This window comes from Pseudomonas sp. BIGb0381, from assembly GCF_024809815.1.
In the GTDB taxonomy this organism is placed as follows: Bacteria; Pseudomonadota; Gammaproteobacteria; order Pseudomonadales; family Pseudomonadaceae; genus Aquipseudomonas.
This window is the reverse complement of record NZ_JANUEN010000010.1, coordinates 83,102-105,395: the sequence shown is the minus strand read 5'-3', so window position 1 is coordinate 105,395 and position 22,294 is coordinate 83,102. Positions and strand designations below refer to the sequence as shown.

Below are 22,294 nucleotides of genomic sequence, written 5' to 3'. Positions count from 1 at the left end.
CCATGCCTGTTTCTGCAATTGCCGGCCTGACCCTGCTGGTACTGGGCGAAAGCCACTTGAGCTTCCCGGACCATTTGCTGGACCCGCTGCAAGCCAACCTCACCGCGCAAGGCGCCAAGGTTCACACCATCGGTGCCTGCGGTGCCGGTGCCGCCGACTGGATCGTGCCGAAGAAAGTCGACTGTGGAGCCGAGCAATTGCCCGGCGGCAAGCCTCAGGTGTTCGGCAAAAACGCCATGAGCACCACGCCGGTCAAGGACCTGATCGCCAAGGACAAGCCGGACCTCGTCGTGATCATCATCGGCGACACCATGGCCTCTTACCCTGATCCGCAGTTCCCGAAAGTTTGGGCGTGGAAGAGTGTGACTTCGCTGACAAAGGCTGTCAGCGAAACCGGCACCAAATGCGTATGGGTCGGCCCGGCGTGGGGCAAGGTCGGCAGCATGTATAAGAAGGATGACGCGCGTACCAAGCTGATGTCGCAATTTCTCGCGACCAACGTGGCGCCGTGCACCTATATCGATTCGCTGACCTTCTCCAAGCCAGGTGAATGGATCACCACTGACGGTCAGCATTTCACCATCGATGGCTACCAGAAGTGGGCCAAGGCCATTGGCGGTGCACTGTCGACATTGCCGGCAGACGCTGTGAAGGGAGCCAAGTGATGATGCGCATCACCCTGGGTCTTGCGACCTTGCTCGCCAGCGTCAGTGCCTGGAGCGCCGACATTCCGCTGTACCCCACCGGGCCGGAAAAGGACTCGGCGTTCCTGCGTTTTGCCAATGGTACTGACAGCGAATTGAAACTGGTCGCCGAAGGTTCCAAGGCCAGCCTGGTATTGGCGGGTGACAAGCGAGTTTCCGATTACCTGCCTGTGTCGGGCGGCAGTGCGCCCATTAAGGGCGTGTTGAGCCAGGGCGGCAAGACCGCCGACCTAGCGGTCACTGTGGCCCCGGGCGAATTCGCGACGGTGGTGGCGGTGGCTGATGCCAAGGGCGGTCTTCGCCAGGTGGTGATCCATGAGCAACCGGACGACTTCAACGCCTTGAAAGCCTCCCTGGCCTTTATCAATGCCGACGCCGCGTGCGCCGACGCCAGCCTGGAAGCCGTGGCGCAAAAAGCCGAGCTGTTCAAGAAGGTGGCTGAAGGTGCGGTGCAGCGCCGCATGATCAACCCGGTGGAGCTGTCGGTGCAGCTCAAGTGCGCCGGTGCGTCGGTCGGCCAACCACTGACCTTCAGCCTCAAGGCAGGCGAGCGCTACAGCGTATTGGCACTGCCATCCGCAACGGGCTCACGGTTGTTGTTCGCGCCTGATTCGCTCGCTAACTGATCGGGCCCGACACCACCATGGTCTTTGCCTCACTCGAATTTCTCACGCTGTTCCTGCCGGCCTTCCTGTTGATTTATGCCCTGGCTCGTCCGAGCTGGCGCAATGTCATCCTGTTGATCGGCAGCTGGTTGTTCTATGGCTGGCTGAGCCCGCTGTTCCTGTTCCTGCACATGGTGTTGACCGTGGTGGCATGGGTCGGCGGCCTGCTGGTGGACCGCTCCCGTGAGGACGGCAAAGGCCGGGTGCGCCTGTTGATTGCGTTGATCGTGTTCAACACGGCGGTGCTGTGTTGGTACAAGTACGCCAACATCGTCGCCGGCACCGTGAGCGAGGTGATCACCTGGTACGGCGCCATGCCGCTGGATTGGCAGCGCGTGGCCTTGCCGGCCGGTCTGTCGTTCATCGTGTTGCAGGCGATTTCCTACCTGGTGGACGTGCACCGTCATACGGTGCCGGTGGAGCGCAGCTTCATCAATTACGCCACGTACATTTCGATGTTCGGTCACTCGATTGCAGGCCCGATCATTCGTTACGACTGGGTCCGTCGCGAGCTGAACCAGCGTTATTTCAACTGGCCGAACTTCTCTCTGGGCGCGCGTCGTTTCATGATCGGCATGGGCATGAAAGTGCTGGTGGCTGACACCTTGTCGCCGTTGGTGGACATTGCCTTCCACCTCGAAAACCCGAGTCTGGTGGATGCATGGGTCGGTTGCCTGGCCTATTCGCTGCAACTGTTCTTCGACTTCGCCGGCTACAGCGCCATGGCTATCGGCCTGGGCCTGATGCTGGGCTTTCACTTCCCGGAAAACTTCAACCGGCCGTACCTGGCCAGCAGCATCCAGGACTTCTGGCGTCGTTGGCACTTGTCGTTGTCCAGTTGGTTGCGCGACTACCTGTATATCGCCCTGGGCGGTAACCGCGACGGCGTGTGGCGCACCTATCGCAACCTGTTCCTGACCATGGCGATCGCCGGGTTGTGGCACGGCGGCGACAGCTGGAACTACCTGTTGTGGGGGGCGGCACATGGTATCGCGCTGTGTGTGGATCGCGCCTGGTCGCGGTCGAGCCTGCCGCGCATTCCGCCGGTGCTGTCGCACATCCTGACGCTGCTGTTTGTGTGCCTGGCCTGGACCTTGTTCCGCGCGCCGGACTTCCATTCGGCACTGACCATGTACGCCGGCCAGTTCGGTATGCATGGCGTCGCCCTGGGTGACGCAATGGCCGTGGCCATGCGCCCGGCCCACGGCATGGCGGCGTTGCTGGGCCTGGTGTGCATCATTGCGCCGATCTGGCAGGTGCGTTGCGAGCAGCGTTTCGGTACCCAGCCCTGGTTTGTGGTGGCTGCTTCGTTGTGGCCGGTGGCCGGGTTTTTGTTGTCGTTCGCGCTGATCGCCAGCCGCGACGCTGTACCGTTTCTGTACTTTCAGTTCTAAGGACGCCCGACCATGCCCGCTCCTACCGCGCCGACTCCTCCGAGCGATTTGGCCGTTCGCACCAGCCCCCTGGCGGCCTGGGTGCTGGTGCCCTTCCTGGCGGCGGGGCTGCTGTCCTGTGCCTGGCTGATGGTGAAGGGGCCGATCAGCTTCTTGCCCGCCAAGATCGACAGCGACATGCTGCTGCACGGTGAGTTGACCCACCGTTTCGCCAAGGAACTGGCCAAGGCGCCGATGGCGATCCAGGCTGCCAACCTGGAGCGTGGGACCAGTTGGCTGGCGTTCGGCGACACCGGGCCGCGTGTGCGCCAGGGTTGCCCAGGCTGGCTGTTTATCAGCGATGAACTGCGCATCAACCGCCATGCCGAGGCCAATGCACAGACCAAGGCCCAGGCGGTGATCGCCTTGCAGCAGCAACTGGGCAAAAAGGGCATCGACCTGCAAGTGGTGGTGGTGCCGGACAAGAGCCGTATCGCCGCCGCCCAACGTTGCGGTCTGTACCGTCCTGCGGCGCTTGATGGCCGCATCCAGGCTTGGACCGCCACGTTGCAGGCGGCTGGCGTATCAGCACTCGACCTGACCGACACCCTTAAGCCGCTGGGCCCGGAAGCGTACCTGCGTACCGACACCCACTGGAGCGAAATCGGCTCAAACGCGGGGGCCAAGGCCCTGGTACAACGCATCCGGCAACGTGGCATCCAGGCCACGCCCGAGCAAGCCTTCGAGATTACCCAGGCGCCGCTCGCCGTGCGCCCGGGAGACCTGGTGCGCCTGGCCGGTCTCGACTGGTTGCCACCCAAGTTGCAGCCGCCAGGGGAATCGGTCGCGGCCAGTTCCGCTCACGAAAGCGGCGGTGCCACCAGCAGTGCCGATGACCTGTTCGGCGACGCCGGCCTGCCCAATGTGGCGCTGATCGGTACCTCGTTCTCGCGCAATTCGAACTTTGTGGGCTTCCTGCAAAAAGCTCTGAATGCGCCGGTAGGCAATTTCAGCAAGGATGGCGGCGAATTTTCCGGCGCGGCCAAGGCGTACTTCGACAGCCCAGCGTTCCGGCAAACCCCGCCTAAGTTGTTGATCTGGGAGATTCCAGAGCGCGACCTGCAAACGCCGTATGACATCATCACGCTTGGTCAGTAATTTGACGGCTTGCCGTCTGTCTAAAAAATAAACAGCGAAAGGATCAAAATAATGACACCTTGGCGAGCTTGAAGCAGACTGCTCGCACAAGGGCGACCACAAAAAGACCTGCGGTAAGCAGTCGTATCAGCTGACCTTTTCACGTCTTTAAGCTTCGCCGTGATGAGGATTGCGCTATGAGCTTCACCGACGGTCTTCTGGTTCTGCTGGGCAAAGACGTCAGCCTCGATCCCCAAGGGCTGAATGCGCGAATGCACTTTTTCGGCAGCGTCCCCGTGGATGACGGCACCCCGTTTCCTCCACCAACTTCCGGTGTCAATGAGCAGTCCCATCCGTTGAATAAGGCTGCGCGGCATCCGTGTGTGGTTGCGTTGGTGTCGGTCAATGGTGGGGTCGGACGAAGCACCTTGGCGGCGGCCTTGAGCAGTGGCTTACAGCGCCATGGCGAGTCGGTGGTAGCGGTGGACCTGGACCCTCAGAACGCCTTGCGTTTGCACTTCGGGGTCAGCCCTTGCGTGCCGGGTATCGGCCTGACCAGTCTGCGACATGGGCAGTGGGAGAACATCCAGCAGCCCGGTTTTTTCGGCAGTCGCGTGCTCCCCTTTGGTGAAACCGACATGCAGCAACAGGAAGACCTGCAGCGCTGGCTCAAAAACGAGCCGGACTGGCTGGCCCAGCACCTCTCGACCATGGGCTTGAGTGCCCGGCATACGGTGATCATCGATACCCCCGCCGGTCATAACGTTTACTTTCATCAAGCCCTCAGCGTGGCCGATGTGGTGTTGGTGGTTGCGCAGCCTGACGCCGCTTCCCTGGGCACTCTGGACCAACTTAATGGGCTGCTGGCGCCCCACCTTGAGCGTGAGCGCCCGCCGCACGTTCACTTCTTGATCAACCAACTGGACGAGGGCAATGCCTTCAGCCTGGATATGGTCGAGGCGTTCAAGCAGCGTCTGGGCGCGAAAGAGCCGCTGGAGGTGCACCGCGACACATCGATCAGTGAAGCGCTGGCATTCGGAACCGACCCATTGGACAGCCAGGCATTGGGCTTGGCTGCGGACGATATCAACGACCTTTGCCGACTACTGATTGCTCGCAAAAAATGTCTGTAAATGGCGGTTTAAAGGCTTAGCGCCAGATGCTTATGCACAATCGGTTGAATGCCTGGGTCATGAAACAACTTTTTTGTGGAGCCGTTCTCAACTCGCCGCAACTGCCTGTTTTACGTGCACTTTATTTTGTGAGTAAAAAATGAACAGCATGGCATTTGGGCTGTAGCGTAGGTGGATACAGGCTCCGTACAAAATTCATCAACAGAGTTATCCACAGGTTGGGGTGCGACAATTTTGCCCCCTAATCGCGCTCGGCGAGCACCAACAAGTTGCGCGGTGTCAGTGTCGTTTCGCAGAAGATCCCAACTTCTACCCTGTAGCCGTGCTCGGCCAAAAACAGTGCCCGATCCAGCACCAGCCATAACTCCAGCGGGCGCCGAAACAGACCACGCACCAGTTCCAGGTTTCTGACTTCGGCCAAGCGCTGCCAGCCATAGGCTTCCAACACCGGCCAATCCTGCTCATCTGTGGATAACCCTTTAACACCCGCCAGCTCCCGGCAGTAATCAGCAAAGGGTTTGTCCAGCCAGCTGGCGGGCAGGGACGGTGTGGGCAGGTAGTCGTCGCAGCCGCGTAACTGGCGTTGCAACTGATCGAAACCCAGGCGGCGGGCCATCGACATGTCCCGTTGCCGGCGCACGCGTTTACCCGCGGTGACGGTTTCGCTCAGCGGCAGGCCAAGGTCATCAACCGATAGTTGCAAACGTGAAGCACGGCCCGCATTGGAAAGCGGCTGGTAAGTCGACGCGTTGATGCGGTTATAGCAGCAGGGCGCCAGCGCCAGCTGTTTGCAGCCGACGGCACTGGCTACTTGCAGCAGACGCACGTGCAGGTCACCGCAGGCGTGCAGAGCGACAGGCGTGTGTTCGGGGCCGAGCGCCACATCGGCCATCACGTCTTGCAGGCGATGGGTGACGGGCAATCCATGCTGGTCGCTCAAGGCCTGGCCTGCCGCGATCAGCGCCGGGTCGTATTCCAGGCAGGTCAGCTGTTGGCCTGTGTGCAACAGGCGGCGGCCGAGGTGGCCCTTGCCGGCGCACCAATCCAGCCAATGCCGGGGTGTTTGCGCAAACTGCAGCGCGGCGCCGAAGGCTTCGATTTGCTGCCATTTGCGCCCGGGTACGTCGACATTCAGGCGGTGCGCAGCTGGTTGCAGGGGCTGCGTCGGTAACTTATCCACAGCACTGAGACGCAAGGCTTCGCGGGCCAGTGTGGGAAACGGTGCGGGCGCCGGCAGTGTGTGGGGGTGGTTATGGCTGGTTTCTGCGTCGGATAACGAGCGTTGACGCAGCCACCGGGCCAGTTCCGGATGCTCGGTTTCCCAAGGCAATTGCCGATGAATAAAGGGCCGTGGTCGCCACAGCCCTTGGTGCTCGATCAGAAACGCATCCAGCGCCTTGAAGCGGGCTTCAACGTCCCTGGCAGGCATCGACGCGCAGCCAGCGTTCCAGCAGTTTGAAGCCGCGCACCAGCAGGAAGGAGATCAGCAGGTAGAACACGCCGGCGGTGAAGAACATCTCCACGGTGAGGTAGTTGCGCGCGATGATCGTCCTGGCCATGCCGGTCAGCTCCAGCAGGGTCACGGTGCTCGCCAGCGAGCTGGCCTTGAGCATCAGGATGACTTCGTTGCTGTAGGCCGGCAGCCCGATGCGCGCGGCCCGGGGCAGGATGATGTAGAACAGCGTCTTGGGCCTGGACATGCCCAACGCACGGGCTGCTTCGATTTCCCCCGGCGGAATGGCCTGGATGGCGCCCCGCAGGATCTCGGCGATATAGGCCGCCGTATGCAGCGTCATGGTGGCGGTGGCACACCAGAACGGGTCGCGCAGGTACGTCCACATGAAGCTTGAGCGGATGCTTTCGAATTGAGCCAGGCCGTAATAGACCAGGAACAATTGCACCAGCAGCGGCGTACCGCGAAAGAAAAAGATGTAGGCGTAGGGCAGGGCGCGCACAGACAGGTGCCTGGACGAGCGCGCGATGCCCAGCGGGATGGCCAGGATCAGGCCGAGGATCACAGCGATGCTCACCAGTTCCAGGGTCAGGATGGCGCCCTGGATAAACTTCGGCAGCCACTTGATGATGACTTCCCATTCCATTACGTCGTCCTCACGAAGCCGCGGGCGGCGCGTTGTTCCAGGAAGTGCATAGCCACCATCGACAGCGACGTCAGGGCCAGGTAGATGAACGCGGCGACCATATAGAAGGTGAAAGGCTGTTTAGTGACGGTTACGGCGATCTGCGCATGGCGCATGATTTCTTCGAGGCCGATGACCGTGACCAGCGCGGTATCTTTCATCAGGATCAGGAACAGATTGCCCAGCCCCGGCAGGGCGATGCGCCACATCTGCGGCATGATCAATCGGGTAAAGATACGAAACTTCGACAGGCCCAGCGCCACACCCGCTTCGCGGTGGCCTTTGGGAATGGAGATGATCGCGCCACGCAGCACTTCCGTGGCGTAGGCGCCGAAACACAGGCCGAGCGCGATGACGCCAGCGGCAAAGGCGCTGAGGGATAGGTCGGGAATGTTGAGCAACTCACCCAGTGATCGCATGGCGTTGATCGTGCCGAAGTAAATCAGCAGCACCCACAGCAGTTCCGGCACACCGCGAACGATTGTCGAGTAAGTACCGCCCAGCCATTGCAACGGCTTGTACGGGGAAGTCTTGGCCAGGGCACCGGCGAGGCCGAGTACCAGCCCCAGGCATAATGCCGTGAGCGCCAGTTTGACGGTCATCAGCGCGCCGGCAGCGAGCGCCGGGCCGAATCCGTAGAGATCGAAATTCATGGTGTTTTCATATCGCGGCAGGCATTGCTGAAAGCCGGCGCGCTCAAAGGCGCGCGCCGGGCAGGCCGTTCAGATCATTCGATGCTGAACGGGAAGTACTTGTCGTTGATCTTCTTGTAGGTGCCGTCTGCCTTGATCTCTGCCAGGGCTTTGTTCAGGCGCTCGCGCAGGGGGTCGCCCTTGCGTACGGCGATCCCGATCTTGTCGCTCTCTACAACCGGGTCGCCCTTGAACTCGTAGGCCTGCCCGTCTTTGCTCTTGAGCCATTCGTACTGCACGTACTTGTCGGCGAGGATGCCGTCGAGGCGGCCGGACGTCAGGTCGAGGTAGGCGTTTTCCTGGGTGTCGTAGAGCTTGGCTTCGGTGTCAGGCAGCTTGTCTTCCAGGTACGTGCCGGCCAGCGTTGCGCGCTGTGCGCCGATGATCTTGCCCTTCAGGTAGCCGGCGTCAGTCTTGAAGTCTGCGGTGGCTTTAGGTGCGATGAACTGCAGCTTGTTGGAGTAGTACGGGTCGGTGAAGTCGACGGCTTGCTTGCGCTCGTCGGTGATCGACAGCGAGGACACCAGGAAGTCGAACTTCTTGGCATTCAGGGCCGGGATGATGCCGTCCCAGTCGGACACATACACGTCGCACTTCTCGACTTTCATCTTCGCGCACAGGGCGTCGCCGATGTCTTTGTCGAAGCCGACCACGTTGCCGCTGGCGTCTTTGTTGTTGAACGGCGGGTAGGCCGCTTCGATCCCCATGGTCAAGGTTTCTGCCATGGCCGTGGCGCTGAACGCCATCGAGACGGCCGCGGCCAGAAGGAATTTTTTATAGTTCTGCATGCATGTTGCTCCGTTAGCGGTTGCTGGACATGAATTGTTTGCAGCGCGCCGAAAGCGGGTTTTCAAACACCTGCTGTGGCGATCCTTGCTCTTCGATCAGGCCCTGGTGGAGGAACACCACTTCACTGGAGACCTGACGGGCGAAGCCCATTTCGTGGGTGACCAGCAGCATGGTGCGGCCTTCTTCGGCCAGCGCGCGGATCACATTAAGTACTTCCTGGACCATTTCCGGGTCAAGGGCTGAAGTGGGCTCGTCGAACAGGATGACCTTGGGCTGCATCGCCAGGGTGCGCGCGATGGCGGCCCGTTGTTGCTGGCCGCCGGACAATTGCGCGGGGTAGGCGTGGCGCTTGTCGGCGATGCCGACCTTGTCCAGCAGGGCTTCGGCCACTTCTATTGCCTCGGCCTTGCTTTGGCCGAGCACGCGACGAGGGGCCTCGATGATGTTGTCGAGGATGCTCATGTGTGGCCACAGGTTAAAGTTTTGAAACACAAAACCGATTTCGCTGCGCAGGCGGTTGATCTGCTTGCCGTCGGCGGCCATCAGCTCGCCGTTTTTCGCGGCCTTGAGCTTGAGTTCTTCGCCGGCCACGAGGATCTGGCCCTGGTGCGGGTTTTCCAGCAGGTTGATGCAGCGCAGGAACGTGGACTTGCCGGAACCGGAGGAACCCAGGATCGAGATCACATCGCCGTCGCGAGCGGTCAGCGAGATACCTTTGAGTACCTCCAGCTCACCATAGCGTTTATGCAAGTTGCGGATTTCAAGCGCGGGCGTGGCCTCGGCCATGTGGGGTCCTCATTGTGTTCATTGCGATCTTCGCTGTTGGGCCGCCTTCCTGGCGAGGCGCCAAGCTAGCATAGCGTCTTGATGGCGGCCAACAGCGCGGCGGGCGGTAAACGGGCGGTGTGCGGCAGGGTGTCGCATCGGTACAGCAGGGTGTCGCGCCATCAACAACCGAACAACCGTTTGAACCCGTGAATCCCGCAGGCTTCGCGTAAAAAAGGGCGCGATGGTGCCAGCTTTGGACGGGTGTTGGAAGGGTTAAACGGGCAAACGGTACCTATCGGCCCTTTTATGGCGCGCGGTGTACTTTTTGTGTGTGCTTTTGGTGCGTTTGTTCGTGTTGAAAGTGAGTCGCACGGTAACGCTATAGCGAAATGCCATTGTTCTCAATGACTTGCGATGACTGTTGAATCGTCCTACAGGCCGCGTCAATCGCGGTCTTGTAACATTTTGGCGCAAATCTTGCGTAAAAAATAAAGAACGCCCTGTTGGTTTCTTTTCACGAGGAAGAGCCCAGGCCGGGCGGACCGTTTTCGCAATTCCTCGCAAAGGTGTGTCAATGAGTAGTACGCAAAGCTCCAATGACCTCGAACAGGGGCTCAAACCGCGTCACGTCACCATGCTGTCGATTGCCGGCGTCATTGGTGCCGGTTTGTTTGTCGGCTCCGGCCACGCGATTGCTGCCGCCGGCCCTGCGGTCCTGCTGGCGTATGCCGCAGCGGGTACGCTGGTGGTATTGGTGATGCGCATGCTGGCCGAAATGGCCGTGGCGTCGCCGGACACCGGTTCGTTCTCCACCTATGCCGACCGTGCGATCGGTCACTGGGCCGGTTTTACTATCGGCTGGCTGTACTGGTGGTTCTGGGTGCTGGTGATTCCGTTGGAAGCCAACGCCGCCGCGACCATTCTCCACGCCTGGTTCCCGGATGTGGCCATCTGGGCCTTCACGCTGATCATCACCCTGCTGCTGACGGCTACCAATCTGTTCAGCGTGAAGAACTACGGTGAGTTCGAGTTCTGGTTTGCGTTGATCAAGGTCGTGGCGATCGTAGGTTTTGTGATCCTCGGCCTGGCGGCGATTTTCGGCTTCCTGCCGACCAGCCAGGTCAGCGGCGTTTCGCACCTTTTCGACACCCAAGGCTTTATGCCCAACGGCATGGGCGCGGTATTAGCGGCGATCCTGACCACCATGTTCTCCTTTATGGGCACCGAGATCGTCACCATCGCTGCAGCCGAATCGAAGAACCCGGGCCAGCAAATCACCAAGGCCACCAACTCGGTGATCTGGCGGATTGGCTTGTTCTACCTGTTGTCGATCTTCATCGTCGTGTCCCTGGTGCCTTGGAATGATCCGACCCTGGCGGCCGTAGGTTCCTACCAGACCGTGCTGGAACGCATGGGTATTCCGAACGCCAAGCTGATCGTCGACCTGGTGGTCTTGGTTGCCGTGACCAGCTGCCTGAACTCGGCGCTGTATACCGCTTCGCGCATGCTGTTCTCCCTGGGTCGTCGCGGCGATGCACCGGCCGTGTCCAAGCGCACCAACAAAAGCGGCACGCCTTACTGGGCGGTGTTGCTGTCCACTGGCGCGGCGTTCCTGGCAGTATTTGCCAACTACGTGGCACCGGCTGCGGTGTTCGAATTCCTGCTGGCCAGCTCCGGCGCCATCGCGCTGCTGGTGTACCTGGTGATTGCAGTGTCGCAACTGCGCATGCGTCAGAAACGCATGGCTGCGGGCGAGAAAATTGTCTTCAAAATGTGGCTGTTCCCAGGCCTGACCTACGCGGTGATGGTGTTTATCGTCGGCACGTTGACCATCATGCTGTTCCAGGAAGCGCACCGGGTCGAGATCATCGCGACTGGGGTCTTGAGCTTGCTGGTGGTGGCGGCGGGGTTGTTTGTGTCGAGCCGTCGCAAGGCGCAGAGAGCAGGCGCTGTGGTGCTGAATTGATGTGATGGAATGCGGTGCTTGATTGCGCCGCAGTTCAAATGTGGGAGGGGGCTTGCCCCCGATAGCGGTGCGTCAGTCGACATCTAATTGACTGATACCACGCTATCGCGGGCAAGCCCCCTCCCACATTTTGTTTTGCGTCAGTCTTGGGAGTTGGTGAGCGCCTGGGATGCGGCGACGTAATCGGCCTGGAACTGCGGCGATTCAATCCACGCCAGTGCGGCGGTTTCATCGTCGCTGTCCGTGGCCCACTGCCGATACTCGATCAGTGCCGCCAGGATAAAGTCGGTGGCTTCTTCTTCGCCTTCCTGCTCCAGCACCAGCGCGAGCAGGGGGTGGGCCAGGAATACCGCGCAGAGGGCCTGCTGGCTGGTCTCGCCGGCGGTGCGCATCTCGACGAACAGCTCGGTCAAATCCACCGACTCAAGGTCAATCCGGTCGTCATCGCCGGAAAATGCATCCGGCTTGCTCGCGACGGCGCGTTGGGTGCGGTTCTGCTTGGCCTTGGCCTTGGCCCGGTGGGCACGTTTTTGCTGTTTGTTCGGCGAGGCCATGGGCTCACGTCCTTGGGTCAGGATCTGGGTGGGGTATTGAAGCGCAGGTTGAGGGAAATCCCAAGGGTATCCGCCGTTAATTGGCCGTGTTCAAGCCATGCCAATGCAATCGGCCACAACCGATCCTGATACTCGCTGCGAAAGAACGCGAAATGTCCGACCTGTTTTTCGCCGATATCTTCCGGGGCGATGCGCAGATGGGTGCGCTCGCTGTTTGCGAAATAGCCCAGCAATCGCTCAATCGCCGCCACGGTGCCGAACGGGTCGTCGGTGATGCTGATCGCCAGCACCTGCGCCTTCACACGACTGAATGGCACGTCGGCCAGGGCACGCCCGCTGGGTCGCGTCTCATACCTGGGCGTTGGCGTGCTCCAGTCACGCACCACGCCTGCCGGCGTATCCTCCAACCAACCCAGGCGCTTGCCGGGGAAATACCCGCAGAGTGCCGTGACCAACGGCATTACCACATGCCATTTGGCAAACATCTGCCAGCGCCCGGCGGCGGCGTAATCGCGCCAGTAGGCGAACTGCGCGCCCACGGTCACGATTCGCCGGATCACCGCGCCGGATGCGCCCAGCCCCGCCGCACAGCCGCCAAAACTGTGGCCGACCACATCAATCGGTTGGCCTGGAAACTCCCGCTGTGCCCGCAGCAGGATCGCTTCGAAATCCAGCGTGCCCCAATCCGACCACGACGCCTTGAAACCGCGCAACGAACCGCTGCGCGACTCGCCGATGCCGCGATAGTCGTAGGTGATCACGTTGAAGCCGTTGGCGAACAGGTAATCGGCGAACCGTGAGTAGTGGCGGCAGCGCACGGAGGTGGCGGCATTGATGATGACGACCGGGCGTCCAAGGTCGGTGCGCGGGTGGCGCCAGGTGAAGCCGCCGAGGAGGTGGCCGTCTGCGGCGGATTCTTTGAAGGATTCGCTTTGGCTATTTCTGGGTGTAGTTGCAAGTTCTACTGAAGAGGCGTCATTCAAATTCATCGTTTCGAAGCCCCTGCCTGGATTATTATTTTTTAGTAACAGTTAGCCAGTTTGCCAGCACTTGTCTGCCCTTTGATTGGCTCATTAAGCTTCGGCGCTCGCAAAGCGTGCAGAGCCTCGGCGAAAGCCATACATCCGAGAGAAACGACAGCAAACCATGGACAGATTAGACTGGCAGGCACCCATTCCGGAGGTCTCCATGAGCATCCCACGTTCTCCCATCGTTTCAGAGTTTGAAACTGAAGAGCAGGCTGCCAGCTACGACCGTTGGTTTCGTGCCAAGGTACAAGCTTCAATTGATGATCCTCGCCCAAGTATTCCACATGATGAGGCAATGGCCGAAGTCGAGAGGATGCTGGAAGAGAGGCGCAAGGCTCGCCGTGCTGCTCGTTAAATGGCGACCTGAGGCTATCGTCGCCTTGACCGAAATTATTGATTACATCGAGCAGTACAACGCCGCTTCCGCCGCTTCGTTGCACCATACGATTGTGGCGGCCACTGAGGGTTTGTCGTCAATGCCATACGGATTCAGGCAAGGGCGCTTGTCCGGCACTCGTGAAATGGTCGTTCATCCAAACTATCTGGTCGTCTATCGCGTTATGGAACAGGTCGAGATCCTGACCGTATTGCATACGCGCCAAGAATATCCTTCAGAGGCGACCGGTCCGCTTCACTCGACCTCGTGCCAGTAGACGCATAGGCTTGCACCTCTGCGATCCACCAGAGCGTTTTCATGACCCGCGACACCCTCGAACACAACCAGATCCCCCTCTACTTCGCCGCTGTCCTCCTGGCTGCCGCTTTCGGCCTGCTCGCGCCTTCGTTGGCCCATGGCCTCGGCGTGCTGGTCACGCCCGCCATTGCGGTGTTGATGTATGCGATGTTCCTGCAAATCCCCTTTCTGGATCTGCGCCAGAGCTTGAGTCACAAGCGCTTTCTGTCGGCGTTGCTGTTGGCCAATTTCATCCTCGTGCCGTTGCTGGTGTGGGTGTTGACCCGTGGCCTGGTGGAGCGCCCGGCGTTGCTGGTGGGCGCATTGCTGGTGTTGCTGACGCCGTGTATCGACTACGTGGTGGTGTTTACCCATATCGGTAAAGGCGATTCACGCTTGATGCTGGCGGCGACGCCGGTGCTGTTGTTGCTGCAGTTACTGCTGTTGCCGGTGTACCTGGGGTTGATGCTGGGGGCGCAGTCCGGGGTGGTGGTAGCGGTGGGGCCGTTTATAGAGGCGTTTGTATTGTTGATTGTGGTGCCGATGGTGCTGGCGGTGATCACTGCATCCCTGGCGCGCAGATCGGCGGTTATCAATGCCTGGAACAATGCCTGGGCATGGTTGCCGGTGCCGGCGATGGCGGGGGTGTTGTTCGTGGTGATCGGTTCGCAGATCACTTCGGTGGTACGTGACATCAGCCTGCTGCTGCCGGTGATCCCGGTGTATATCGGCTTTCTGGTGCTGGCGCCGTTAATGGGGGCGCTGGCGTCGCGGCTGTTCGCGCTGCCGGCGGTTACGGCCCGGGCAGTGACGTTCAGCGCGTCGACACGGAATTCGCTGGTGGTGCTGCCCCTGGCGCTGGCCTTGCCCGACGATGTGCGTGGGCTGGCGGCGACGGCGGTGATCCTGCAAACCCTGGTCGAATTGGTGGGCGAGTTGATTTACGTGCGCCTGATCCCGAGGCTGGTGTGGCCTGCAGGTCGTTGAAATGTGAATGTTCAGGTTTGTTCAGGCGCTATTAGGGATACGTTCGGCACCCTAGGTCGGCGCTCCCTACCTGACAGGCCAACCCATGGATCACAGCAACCGCTTCCGCCTGGAGTCTCTGGGCATTTTCCTGTTCGCGCTGTTGCTGTTCACGCTGGGTATCTGGGACCAGCAACCTCAGGGGTTTGACGGGCGCTGGGCGCTGTTCCTGCAGGAAATGTTTCGTCATGGTGCGAGTCTTTTCCCCACCACCTATGGGCAGCCTTACGCGGACTACCCCGGTACCGCGACCTTCTTCAGTTACGTATTTGCCCGGCTGTTCGGTGCGCCCAACCACTTGGCCAATGTGCTGCCCACTGCCCTTGCATCCGCCGGGGTCGTGGCCTTGATCTATCGCTTGCTGGTCCCGGCGAGTCGCCCATGGGCGCTGCTCACGGTGCTGCTGACGTTGCTCACCACCCAACTGCTGGAAAAGTCGCGCTCGGTCTGTCTGGACCAGATGGTGGCTTTGCTTTGTGTGGGCAGTTTCTACCTGCTGCACAGCGGTGAGCGCCTCGGCTCGCGATGGCGCCAGCTCGCGGTGTTCCCGCTGTTCATCCTGGGGTTTGCGATACGCGGGCCATTGGGCTTGATCGAGGTCTGTGGCGTGGTGTGCGTGTATTGGGTGCTGGGTCGTCCCGGCGAGCGGGTCAAGCAGGTTTTAGCTCACGGAATCGTGGGCCTGGTGTTGCTGGCGGCATGTTGGTGGCTGCTGGTGAAGCTGGCGCGTATCAGCGGTGGCGATGCGTTTGCAGATGAGGTGTTCAAGATGCAAGTGGGCGGGCGCCTCGATGAAGCCGGCGAGCCGTTATATTTCTATTTCCAGCTGAGTTTGTACCGCTATTTCCCTGTGGTCCCGTTGGCGTTGGCCACATTGGTTGCGCTTCGTCATCGCTGGAGTGAACGGTTCGATGACCCTGTGCAACTGGTGATGCGGCTCGGTGCCTGCGGCTTGATGATCTTGATCGGGTTGTCGGTGCCGCACTTCAAACGCGCCTATTACATTCTGCCCATGGTGCCGATGTTTGCCGCTGTCGCTGCCTATGGGCTGCTCCAGGCGCAAGGCTGGCTCGCCGGGGTGCGTCGATGCTACGAGGGGCTTGTCGCGGCGCTGCCGGCGTTTTGCGTGGTTGCGGTGTTTGTCTGTCGACATGGGTGGCAGAAGCATGGTTACTGGCCTGGCGTCTCGTTGCCGTTGTTGATTAGCGCGCTGGTGGTGCTGCAAGTGGCGGCGCTGATTGCCTGGCGACGCATTGAGCGGCTGGTGTGGCTCAGCGTATTCGCGCTGGCTGCACAGTGGCTGGTGCTGGTGACGGTGGTGGAGCCCGCCAAGGATTTGCAGTTCGACACTCGGCAATTCGTCCGTCAGGTGGAAGCACTTCGCGTATCGCAGCCTGGGCCACTGGTGTTCCTGAATCTCGGCAGGGACACCTGGGCGGTGCGCTACATGATGAATCTGGATCATGACGAGCAGCCGTCGTTTATCAGCGCTGCAGACATCGAACGATTGAGCGCGTTACCGCGACCTTCGTGGGTCATTGTGGCGCGCAAGGAAACCGCGTTGCTCAAGGGCACGCCTCTGGAGCATCAGGCGCCAAGTTTTGAAGGGCGTTTGAATGACAACCCACTGATGGTGTTTCGGCTGGAATGAATCAGCCGCCTCATCTCAAAATTGCGACTTGGCTAGTTCAAATTGCAGGCAACAAAAAACCCGCACTAGGCGGGTTTTTTGTGTGTTTCAGATGACATTTGCACCACCTGAAACTAATGAGTGGTGCCCAGAGACGGAATCGAACCGCCGACACGGGGATTTTCAATCCCCTGCTCTACCGACTGAGCTATCTGGGCAACGGGGCGCATTAAACGGGTTTTTCAGGGGGTCGTCAAGCAAGTTTTCAAAAAATATTTAATTATTACCGTCGCTTACGTGCTGACCCCGGTTTTTGATCAATTATTGAGCAGGTGGCACGTAGCCGTCGGCCTTGGCGTAATCCTCGCCGGAAAAGAACTTGTCCATTTCGCCTGACAGGTATTTACGGTCTTCGGCGTTCATCATATTCAGGCGTTTTTCATTGATCAGCAGCGTCTGGTGTTTCAGCCAGTCGCCCCATGCCTGGGCGGAGATATGATCGAAAATGTCCCGGCCCTTCGCACCTGGGTACGGAGGGCGTTCCAGGCCTGGCAATTCTTCGTTGTACTTGCGGCACATTACGGTGCGGGTCATGACGACTCTCCTGCGTTCAATACATCGGACGCGCGCTTCAGCAGTTTCTTTACCGGGGCGGCAAGGCCCAGGCGCGGCGGGGTGGCGAGGTTATACCAGAGCCAGTCGGCCTCGGCCACGTGATGGGCAGTTTCCTCGACCTGGACCAGCCAGGGTTCGATGGCCAGTTGGAAATGACTGAAAGTGTGGATCAGCCCTGGCAGTGCCTGGTGCTTGCCCAGTTCGAGCGCGTGCTGGTTGGCCAGGTGTTCGAGGTCTTGCAGGTCGTCCAGCTCGGGCAGGCTCCACAAACCGCCCCACAGGCCCGTGGAAGGGCGACGGTAAAGCAGAATCGCCCCTTCGGCATTGGCCAGCAGCGGCATCAGCGTGCGCTTCTGCGGGATGGTCTTGCGCGGCTTGGGGATCGGGTAGCGGGTCTCCAGGCCGAGCATATGGGCTTCGCAGTTTTTTTCCAGCGGGCACAGCAGGCAGCTGGGCTTGCTGCGGGTGCAGAGGGTGGCGCCCATGTCCATCATCGCCTGGGTGTAGGCATTAACGCGATCATGGGGGGTGAAGCGTTCTGCGGTGGCCCACAGCTGCTTGGCCACCTTCGGTTCGCCTGGGTAGCCCTCTTGCGCGGTAAAGCGTGCCAGCACGCGCTTGACGTTGCCGTCGAGGATCGGCGCGCGCAGGCCCATGCTCAGGCTGGCAATCGCGCCGGCGGTGGACAGGCCAATGCCGGGCAACTCAGTGAGCTTTTCGACATCCCTGGGAAACTCGCCGCCGTACTCCGCCACGATGATCTTCGCGGTCTTTTGCAGGTTGCGTGCTCGAGTGTAATAACCCAGGCCGGTCCACAGGTGCAGTACCTCGTCTTCCGGCGCGGCGGCGAGGGCTTCGACCGTTGGCAGCGAGGCCATGAAGCGGTCGAAGTAATTGAGTACGGTGCTGACTTGGGTCTGTTGCAGCATGATCTCCGAGACCCACACCCGGTAGGGCGTGATGCCCTGTTGCCAGGGCAGGTCATGGCGGCCGTGGCGGTCGTACCAGTCCAGCACCGCCGTTGAAAACTGCTCGTTTCTCATCGTTTGAACAGGCCTTTCAAAGCATCTTTGAGCTGCGGGTTGACCTTGTCGAGCTTCTCTTCCAGCTTCTCGCTGAGCTTGTTGCCGGCCGCCTTGATCGCGACCTGGCTCAGGCCGTCCTTGTCCAGGCGGCAAGCTTTGGCGCCGAGTTCCAGCGGGCCACGGCAGCGCAGCGGCACTTCGATGCCCTGGAAGTTGGCGCCGACTTCGCAGGCTGGGTCCGGTACTTCGCGCTGGTCGCCTTCGACGATGATGCCGACGCGGTAATCCATACCCAGTACGCGCAGGTCGACGTCACCGTTGCCGTTGACCGCCAGCCCTGGGATGCGCACTTTCAGGTCGGGGTTGTTGGCGACGCCATTACGGAAGGTCAGGTTGCCCTTCAACTCCTGGAACGGTGTGTCCTTGCCGCGTTGTTCGCCGCTCAAGGTCTTGCGGTTGAGCAGGGCGATACCGGTGCACAGTTGCTGCTCGAGATTGGCGTTGAGCAGCACGCCGTTGTTGATCACAAAGCTGGCGGTACCGTTGAGGCTGTCGATCAGGGCTTTCTGGCTGTTGCCGCGGCCGCTGAGGTTGCTGTCGAGGGTGACCTGGCCTTTCACCGGTGGCGTTTGTCCCTGGGCCTGCAGGATGCGTTCGACCGGTACCTGCTTGATCCGGCTTTGCAGGGCCAGCAGCGGAATGTCCTGGCGTACGTCCAGGCTGCCGTTGGCCTGGAAGGTGCCGTTGTAGAGCCCGCCGCTCAGGGTGTCGAGCTTGAGTTGGCCGTCGACGCCGGACGCCTTCAGCACGGCATTCTGGATCGGCAATTTACTCAGGGTCAGTTGGCCGAAGGCAAGGTCGGCATTGACATCCAGCTTGCGCAGGTGGGCCAGTGGCAGCAGTTTGTCCGTGCTCCAGGCGCCTTTGGTCGGTGCTTCCGGCAGTGGAGTGGTGCCCCCGGCCGCCATGGCGCCGGCTTCGCTGTTCTGCACTTCGGCCTGGCGGGCGGCGGTTGCGCCCTTGGCGGATTCGGACTTGGCCGGCAGGTAGTTGTCGGCGTTGAAGGTATCGCCCTTGAGCTGCACGCGTAGCGCTTGCTTGGCAAAGTCGTCCACGGCGACGCGGCCGGTGAAGGTGCTGCCATCGAGTTTCAGGTTCAGGTCTTCCAGCGCCAGGCTGGTCGGAGTGCCCTTGAGGCGGCTGACCAACTCGACCTTGCTCAGGCTGCCCTCGGCCATGGGCGGCAGCGGGTTGCCGACGCTGTCGAGGAACTTGGCCAGGTCAAACTGGGCGATGGACAGCGCGCCGCTGAGCTGCGGGGTCTTGTCCAGGTCGTTGACCTTCAGCTCGCCCAGGGCGCGCAGTTGGTTGGCCGAGAGTTTCAGGTTGGTCCATTCGGCGATATTGGCCGCCTGGTCCACCAGTAACTGGCCCTGGGTGGAGAAGGTCACGGTCTTGCCTTGCAGCGGCTCGCCCGTGGCTTCGCCGGTAACTTTCATGTCTTCGAACTGGTAGCGCTTGAGCGCGCGCTCGATACGCAGGTTGCCGTTGAGTTCGGTCTTGACGCGCATCACCGGCTGGTTGCTGCCGAAGAAGGCGGTGAGTTTCACCGGGATGCTCGCACCTTCGTGCACGGCGCCGGTGCTCAGCTGGATACTTTCGGCGCTGAATTGCTTGCCGGTCTGTTCATCGTTGTATTCGACGCGGGCGTTGTTGACCGTCAGGCTGTCGATGTCCAGGCGGATCGGCTTTGACGGTTTTTCCGCTTCGGGCTCAGCAGGCGCTTGCGCTGGCGCGGGGGTTCCGGCAGTTGCCACCGGCGCGTTCTTGCCGATGTCTTCCCAGTTGCCATGGCCCTGCTTGTCGCGGTTCAGGCGCAGGTTGAGGCCTTCGACACGCACATCGCTCATCTGCACCTCGCGACGCAGCAGCGGCAGCACGCGCACCGACAGGCCGAGCATTTGCAGGTCGGCAAAGGGTTGGGTCGGCGTGGTCAGGGTCGCCACGCTGGCCTCGTGCAGTTCCAGGCCGAGCCAGGGGAACAGGCTCCAACCGATATCGCCATTGAGTGTCAGCTCGATGTGGGCCTTGTCGCGGGCAATCTGGCGAATCTCGTCTTTATAGTCGTTGGGATCGAAGAGGTGGGTCAGGGCAAAGCCCAGAGCCACAATGATCAGCAACAGCCCGAGAAGTACCAGACCCAGGATTTTGCCGAACGCTTTCATGGGCGAGTCCTTGTATGTCGATTTCAAAATTTAGCCGCAGAGTATAACGCCCGACGGCCTGCGTCAGGTCACCGATCGTTACATTGTATCCATGGCGGCGAAAGCGGGTTTTTGACGTCAATAAAACCGAAAAATCGCAAAAAGATGATGTCATTTTGGTTTTTCTGTCATCCGCTAATGCTAATCTTCGGCCGTTCGTTCGCCTTCTGCGACTTATCGTCGCGCCAAATGGAGCTTCACTCTACAAAAACGGCCACGCTTTGCGTGCAAGGCCGAGGGAGAGAGCGCCTGACGAACGCATACTAATAACTGGGGGATTCATCAATGAGCACTAGCACTGTGGCCGGCACTACCGCCGCACAGCCTGCGTTCCTGTCCAAGGAGCGCATTATCGCCAAGCCCGGGTTCAACCGCTGGCTGGTTCCACCGGCCGCCCTGGCCATCCACCTGTGCATCGGCATGGCCTACGGCTTCTCGGTGTTCTGGTTGCCGCTGTCCAAGGCGCTGGGTATCACCAAGCCGGTCGCCTGCGCACCGGACATGAGCTTCATCGCCCAAGTCTTCTCGTCCCAATGCGACTGGCCCATCTCCATGCTGGGCTGGATCTACACCCTGTTCTTCATCTTCCTGGGCTGCTCGGCAGCGATCTGGGGTGGCTGGCTGGAACATGCCGGGCCACGCAAGGCCGGTGTTGTGTCGGCGCTGTGCTGGTGTGGCGGTCTGCTGATCTCGGCATTGGGTATCTATACCCACCAGATCTGGCTGATGTGGATCGGCTCCGGGGTCATTGGCGGTATCGGCCTGGGCCTGGGGTATATCTCGCCCGTATCGACCCTGATCAAGTGGTTCCCGGACAAGCGCGGCATGGCCACCGGCATGGCGATCATGGGCTTCGGCGGCGGCGCAATGGTGGGCGCCCCGCTGGCTGCTGCGTTGATGGGGCACTTCGCTTCGCCGACCAGCGTGGGCGTATGGCAGAGTTTCCTGGTGATGGCCGCGATCTACTTCGTGTTCATGATCGGCGGCGCGCTGTCCTACCGCGTCCCACCGACCGGCTGGAAGCCTGAGGGCTGGACCGCACCGGCGAAAAAAGCCAGTAACGCGATGATCACTCACCGTCACGTGCACGTGAATGTGGCGTGGAAAACCCCGCAATTCCGCCTCGTATGGCTGGTGCTGTGCCTGAACGTATCGGCCGGTATCGGCATCCTCGGCATGGCTTCGCCGCTGCTGCAGGAAGTGTTCGGTGGCAAGCTGCTGGGTGTTGATGTGCCGTTTGGCCAGTTGGACGCCGGGCAATTGGCGTCGATTGCTGCCATCGCTGCGGGCTTCACCGGTTTGTTGAGCCTGTTCAACATCGGTGGCCGGTTCTTCTGGGCGTCGTTCTCCGACTACCTGGGCCGTAAAAACACCTACTTCGTGTTCTTCGCCCTGGGCTTTGCCCTGTATGCGCTGATCCCGAACCTGGGGCACCTGGGCAACGTGGCGCTGTTCGTCGCGGCGTTCTGCATCATCCTGTCGATGTACGGCGGTGGTTTTGCGACCGTCCCGGCCTACCTGGCCGACCTGTTCGGTACCCAGATGGTCGGCGCGATCCACGGTCGCCTGCTGACCGCATGGGCAGCCGCGGGCGTATTGGGCCCGGTGCTGGTGAACTACCTGCGTGAATATCAACTGAGCATCGGCGTCGAACGCGCTGCGGCCTATGACATCACCTTGTATATCCTCGCGGGTCTGCTGGTGCTGGGCTTTATCTGCAACATGCTGGTCCGCCCTGTGGCCGACAAGTACTTCATGACCGATGCAGAACTTGCCGCAGAGCAAGCGCTGGGCCATGACAAAGGGGCTGATGCCACCACTTCCCTGGAGTGGAAAGCCGCGTCCGGCACCGTGCCATTGGCGATCGCCGCTTGGTTGGTGGTGGGTATTCCGTTGGCGTGGGGTGTGTGGGTGACCCTGCAGAAGACGGCGGTACTGTTCCACTAAGTTGACTGCAAGCGGGCGCACCATCCTGGAGCGCCCGCTTGTATGCACATGTCTATCCCCGACACTCCCCGCTTCAACTCGTCAGTCTTATCCCCTTCGATGTTTCTGTTTAGCGCCCGCGCCCCTATAATGGCTGCCTTTTTCGCCCAATGATTTTGCGGAGCTGG

At 60.6% G+C, this 22,294-nt stretch carries 21 protein-coding genes and 1 tRNA gene; 11 read left to right on the top strand and 11 right to left on the bottom strand.

From position 1 onward, the window contains the following. Positions 1–2: 2 nt before the first annotated feature. From M2397_RS23745 to bcsQ, 5 genes are all read left to right on the top strand, one after another. On the top strand, positions 3–665 hold the full coding sequence (locus tag M2397_RS23745) for an SGNH/GDSL hydrolase family protein (RefSeq protein ID WP_167655952.1): 663 nt from the start codon (positions 3–5) through the stop codon (positions 663–665). Beyond that, positions 665–1,330 (top strand): alginate O-acetyltransferase AlgF, encoded by a 666-nt coding sequence (locus tag M2397_RS23740; RefSeq protein ID WP_167655951.1) that lies wholly within the window; start codon positions 665–667, stop codon positions 1,328–1,330. The genes M2397_RS23745 and M2397_RS23740 overlap by 1 nt, the downstream gene beginning before the upstream one ends. A gap of 17 nt (positions 1,331–1,347) precedes the next feature. Next, complete coding sequence (locus M2397_RS23735) at positions 1,348–2,763, top strand: MBOAT family protein (RefSeq protein WP_131696933.1); 1,416 nt, start codon at positions 1,348–1,350, stop codon at positions 2,761–2,763. Between the two features lie 12 nt (positions 2,764–2,775). Further along, positions 2,776–3,900, top strand: a complete 1,125-nt coding sequence (locus tag M2397_RS23730; protein WP_131696932.1) for an alginate O-acetyltransferase AlgX-related protein — start codon at positions 2,776–2,778, stop codon at positions 3,898–3,900. A 176-nt stretch (positions 3,901–4,076) separates the two neighbouring features. After that, on the top strand, positions 4,077–5,012 hold the full coding sequence (gene bcsQ, locus M2397_RS23725) for a cellulose biosynthesis protein BcsQ (protein ID WP_167655949.1): 936 nt from the start codon (positions 4,077–4,079) through the stop codon (positions 5,010–5,012). Positions 5,013–5,253: 241 nt separating this feature from the next. Here the strand turns inward: bcsQ and M2397_RS23720 are convergent, their stop codons facing one another. The 5 genes from M2397_RS23720 to M2397_RS23700 form a co-directional block, all read right to left on the bottom strand. Next, complete coding sequence (locus M2397_RS23720; protein ID WP_184745535.1) at positions 5,254–6,441, bottom strand: methyltransferase; 1,188 nt, start codon at positions 6,439–6,441, stop codon at positions 5,254–5,256. Further along, a complete protein-coding gene (locus M2397_RS23715; protein WP_131696929.1) occupies positions 6,422–7,111 on the bottom strand; it encodes an ABC transporter permease in 690 nt (229 codons plus the stop codon). The genes M2397_RS23720 and M2397_RS23715 overlap by 20 nt, the downstream gene beginning before the upstream one ends. Continuing rightward, positions 7,111–7,803, bottom strand: coding sequence for an ABC transporter permease (locus tag M2397_RS23710; RefSeq protein ID WP_259244533.1), 693 nt, complete (start codon positions 7,801–7,803; stop codon positions 7,111–7,113). The genes M2397_RS23715 and M2397_RS23710 overlap by 1 nt, the downstream gene beginning before the upstream one ends. A 74-nt stretch (positions 7,804–7,877) precedes the next feature. Continuing rightward, entirely contained in the window at positions 7,878–8,630 is a 753-nt protein-coding gene (locus M2397_RS23705) for an ABC transporter substrate-binding protein (protein ID WP_259244532.1), read from the bottom strand. 13 nt (positions 8,631–8,643) lie between these two features. Continuing rightward, positions 8,644–9,417 (bottom strand): ABC transporter ATP-binding protein, encoded by a 774-nt coding sequence (locus tag M2397_RS23700; RefSeq protein ID WP_065925764.1) that lies wholly within the window; start codon positions 9,415–9,417, stop codon positions 8,644–8,646. A gap of 556 nt (positions 9,418–9,973) precedes the next feature. Between M2397_RS23700 and gabP the strand changes: the two genes are divergently transcribed. Continuing rightward, on the top strand, positions 9,974–11,365 hold the full coding sequence (gabP, locus tag M2397_RS23695; RefSeq protein ID WP_259244531.1) for a GABA permease: 1,392 nt from the start codon (positions 9,974–9,976) through the stop codon (positions 11,363–11,365). 140 nt (positions 11,366–11,505) lie between these two features. On the opposite strand, the gene M2397_RS23690 is transcribed toward gabP, so the two are convergent. Both M2397_RS23690 and M2397_RS23685 read right to left on the bottom strand, forming a co-directional pair. Further along, positions 11,506–11,919 (bottom strand): hypothetical protein, encoded by a 414-nt coding sequence (locus M2397_RS23690; RefSeq protein WP_259244530.1) that lies wholly within the window; start codon positions 11,917–11,919, stop codon positions 11,506–11,508. 17 nt (positions 11,920–11,936) lie between these two features. Beyond that, positions 11,937–12,908: an alpha/beta fold hydrolase gene (locus tag M2397_RS23685; RefSeq protein ID WP_259244529.1), complete on the bottom strand. Its 972-nt coding sequence runs from the start codon at positions 12,906–12,908 to the stop codon at positions 11,937–11,939. 199 nt (positions 12,909–13,107) lie between these two features. Here M2397_RS23685 and M2397_RS23680 point away from each other — a divergent pair, with 199 nt between their 5' ends. From M2397_RS23680 to M2397_RS23665, 4 genes are all read left to right on the top strand, one after another. After that, positions 13,108–13,302, top strand: coding sequence for a stability determinant (locus tag M2397_RS23680; RefSeq protein WP_081744416.1), 195 nt, complete (start codon positions 13,108–13,110; stop codon positions 13,300–13,302). A gap of 25 nt (positions 13,303–13,327) precedes the next feature. Next, positions 13,328–13,600 (top strand): type II toxin-antitoxin system RelE/ParE family toxin, encoded by a 273-nt coding sequence (locus tag M2397_RS23675; RefSeq protein WP_405046496.1) that lies wholly within the window; start codon positions 13,328–13,330, stop codon positions 13,598–13,600. Between the two features lie 41 nt (positions 13,601–13,641). Further along, a complete protein-coding gene (locus M2397_RS23670; RefSeq protein ID WP_167655945.1) occupies positions 13,642–14,607 on the top strand; it encodes an arsenic resistance protein in 966 nt (321 codons plus the stop codon). 85 nt (positions 14,608–14,692) lie between these two features. Further along, entirely contained in the window at positions 14,693–16,297 is a 1,605-nt protein-coding gene (locus M2397_RS23665) for a glycosyltransferase family 39 protein (protein ID WP_259244528.1), read from the top strand. 121 nt (positions 16,298–16,418) lie between these two features. Here the strand turns inward: M2397_RS23665 and M2397_RS23660 are convergent. From M2397_RS23660 to M2397_RS23645, 4 genes are all read right to left on the bottom strand, one after another. After that, positions 16,419–16,494, bottom strand: a tRNA-Phe gene (locus tag M2397_RS23660). 103 nt (positions 16,495–16,597) lie between these two features. Beyond that, a complete protein-coding gene (locus tag M2397_RS23655) occupies positions 16,598–16,870 on the bottom strand; it encodes an oxidative damage protection protein (protein WP_259244527.1) in 273 nt (90 codons plus the stop codon). Next, positions 16,867–17,934 carry an A/G-specific adenine glycosylase gene (gene mutY / locus M2397_RS23650; protein ID WP_131696921.1) on the bottom strand — a complete coding sequence of 356 codons (1,068 nt, stop codon included), beginning with the start codon at positions 17,932–17,934 and terminating at the stop codon, positions 16,867–16,869. Before mutY ends, M2397_RS23655 begins: the two co-directional genes overlap by 4 nt. Continuing rightward, positions 17,931–20,141 (bottom strand): AsmA family protein, encoded by a 2,211-nt coding sequence (locus M2397_RS23645; RefSeq protein WP_131696920.1) that lies wholly within the window; start codon positions 20,139–20,141, stop codon positions 17,931–17,933. The genes mutY and M2397_RS23645 overlap by 4 nt, the downstream gene beginning before the upstream one ends. Positions 20,142–20,465: 324 nt before the next feature. On the opposite strand from M2397_RS23645, the gene M2397_RS23640 reads away from it, so the two are divergent. Next, entirely contained in the window at positions 20,466–22,127 is a 1,662-nt protein-coding gene (locus M2397_RS23640) for an OFA family MFS transporter (RefSeq protein WP_131696919.1), read from the top strand. The last annotated feature ends 167 nt before the right edge of the window (positions 22,128–22,294 follow it).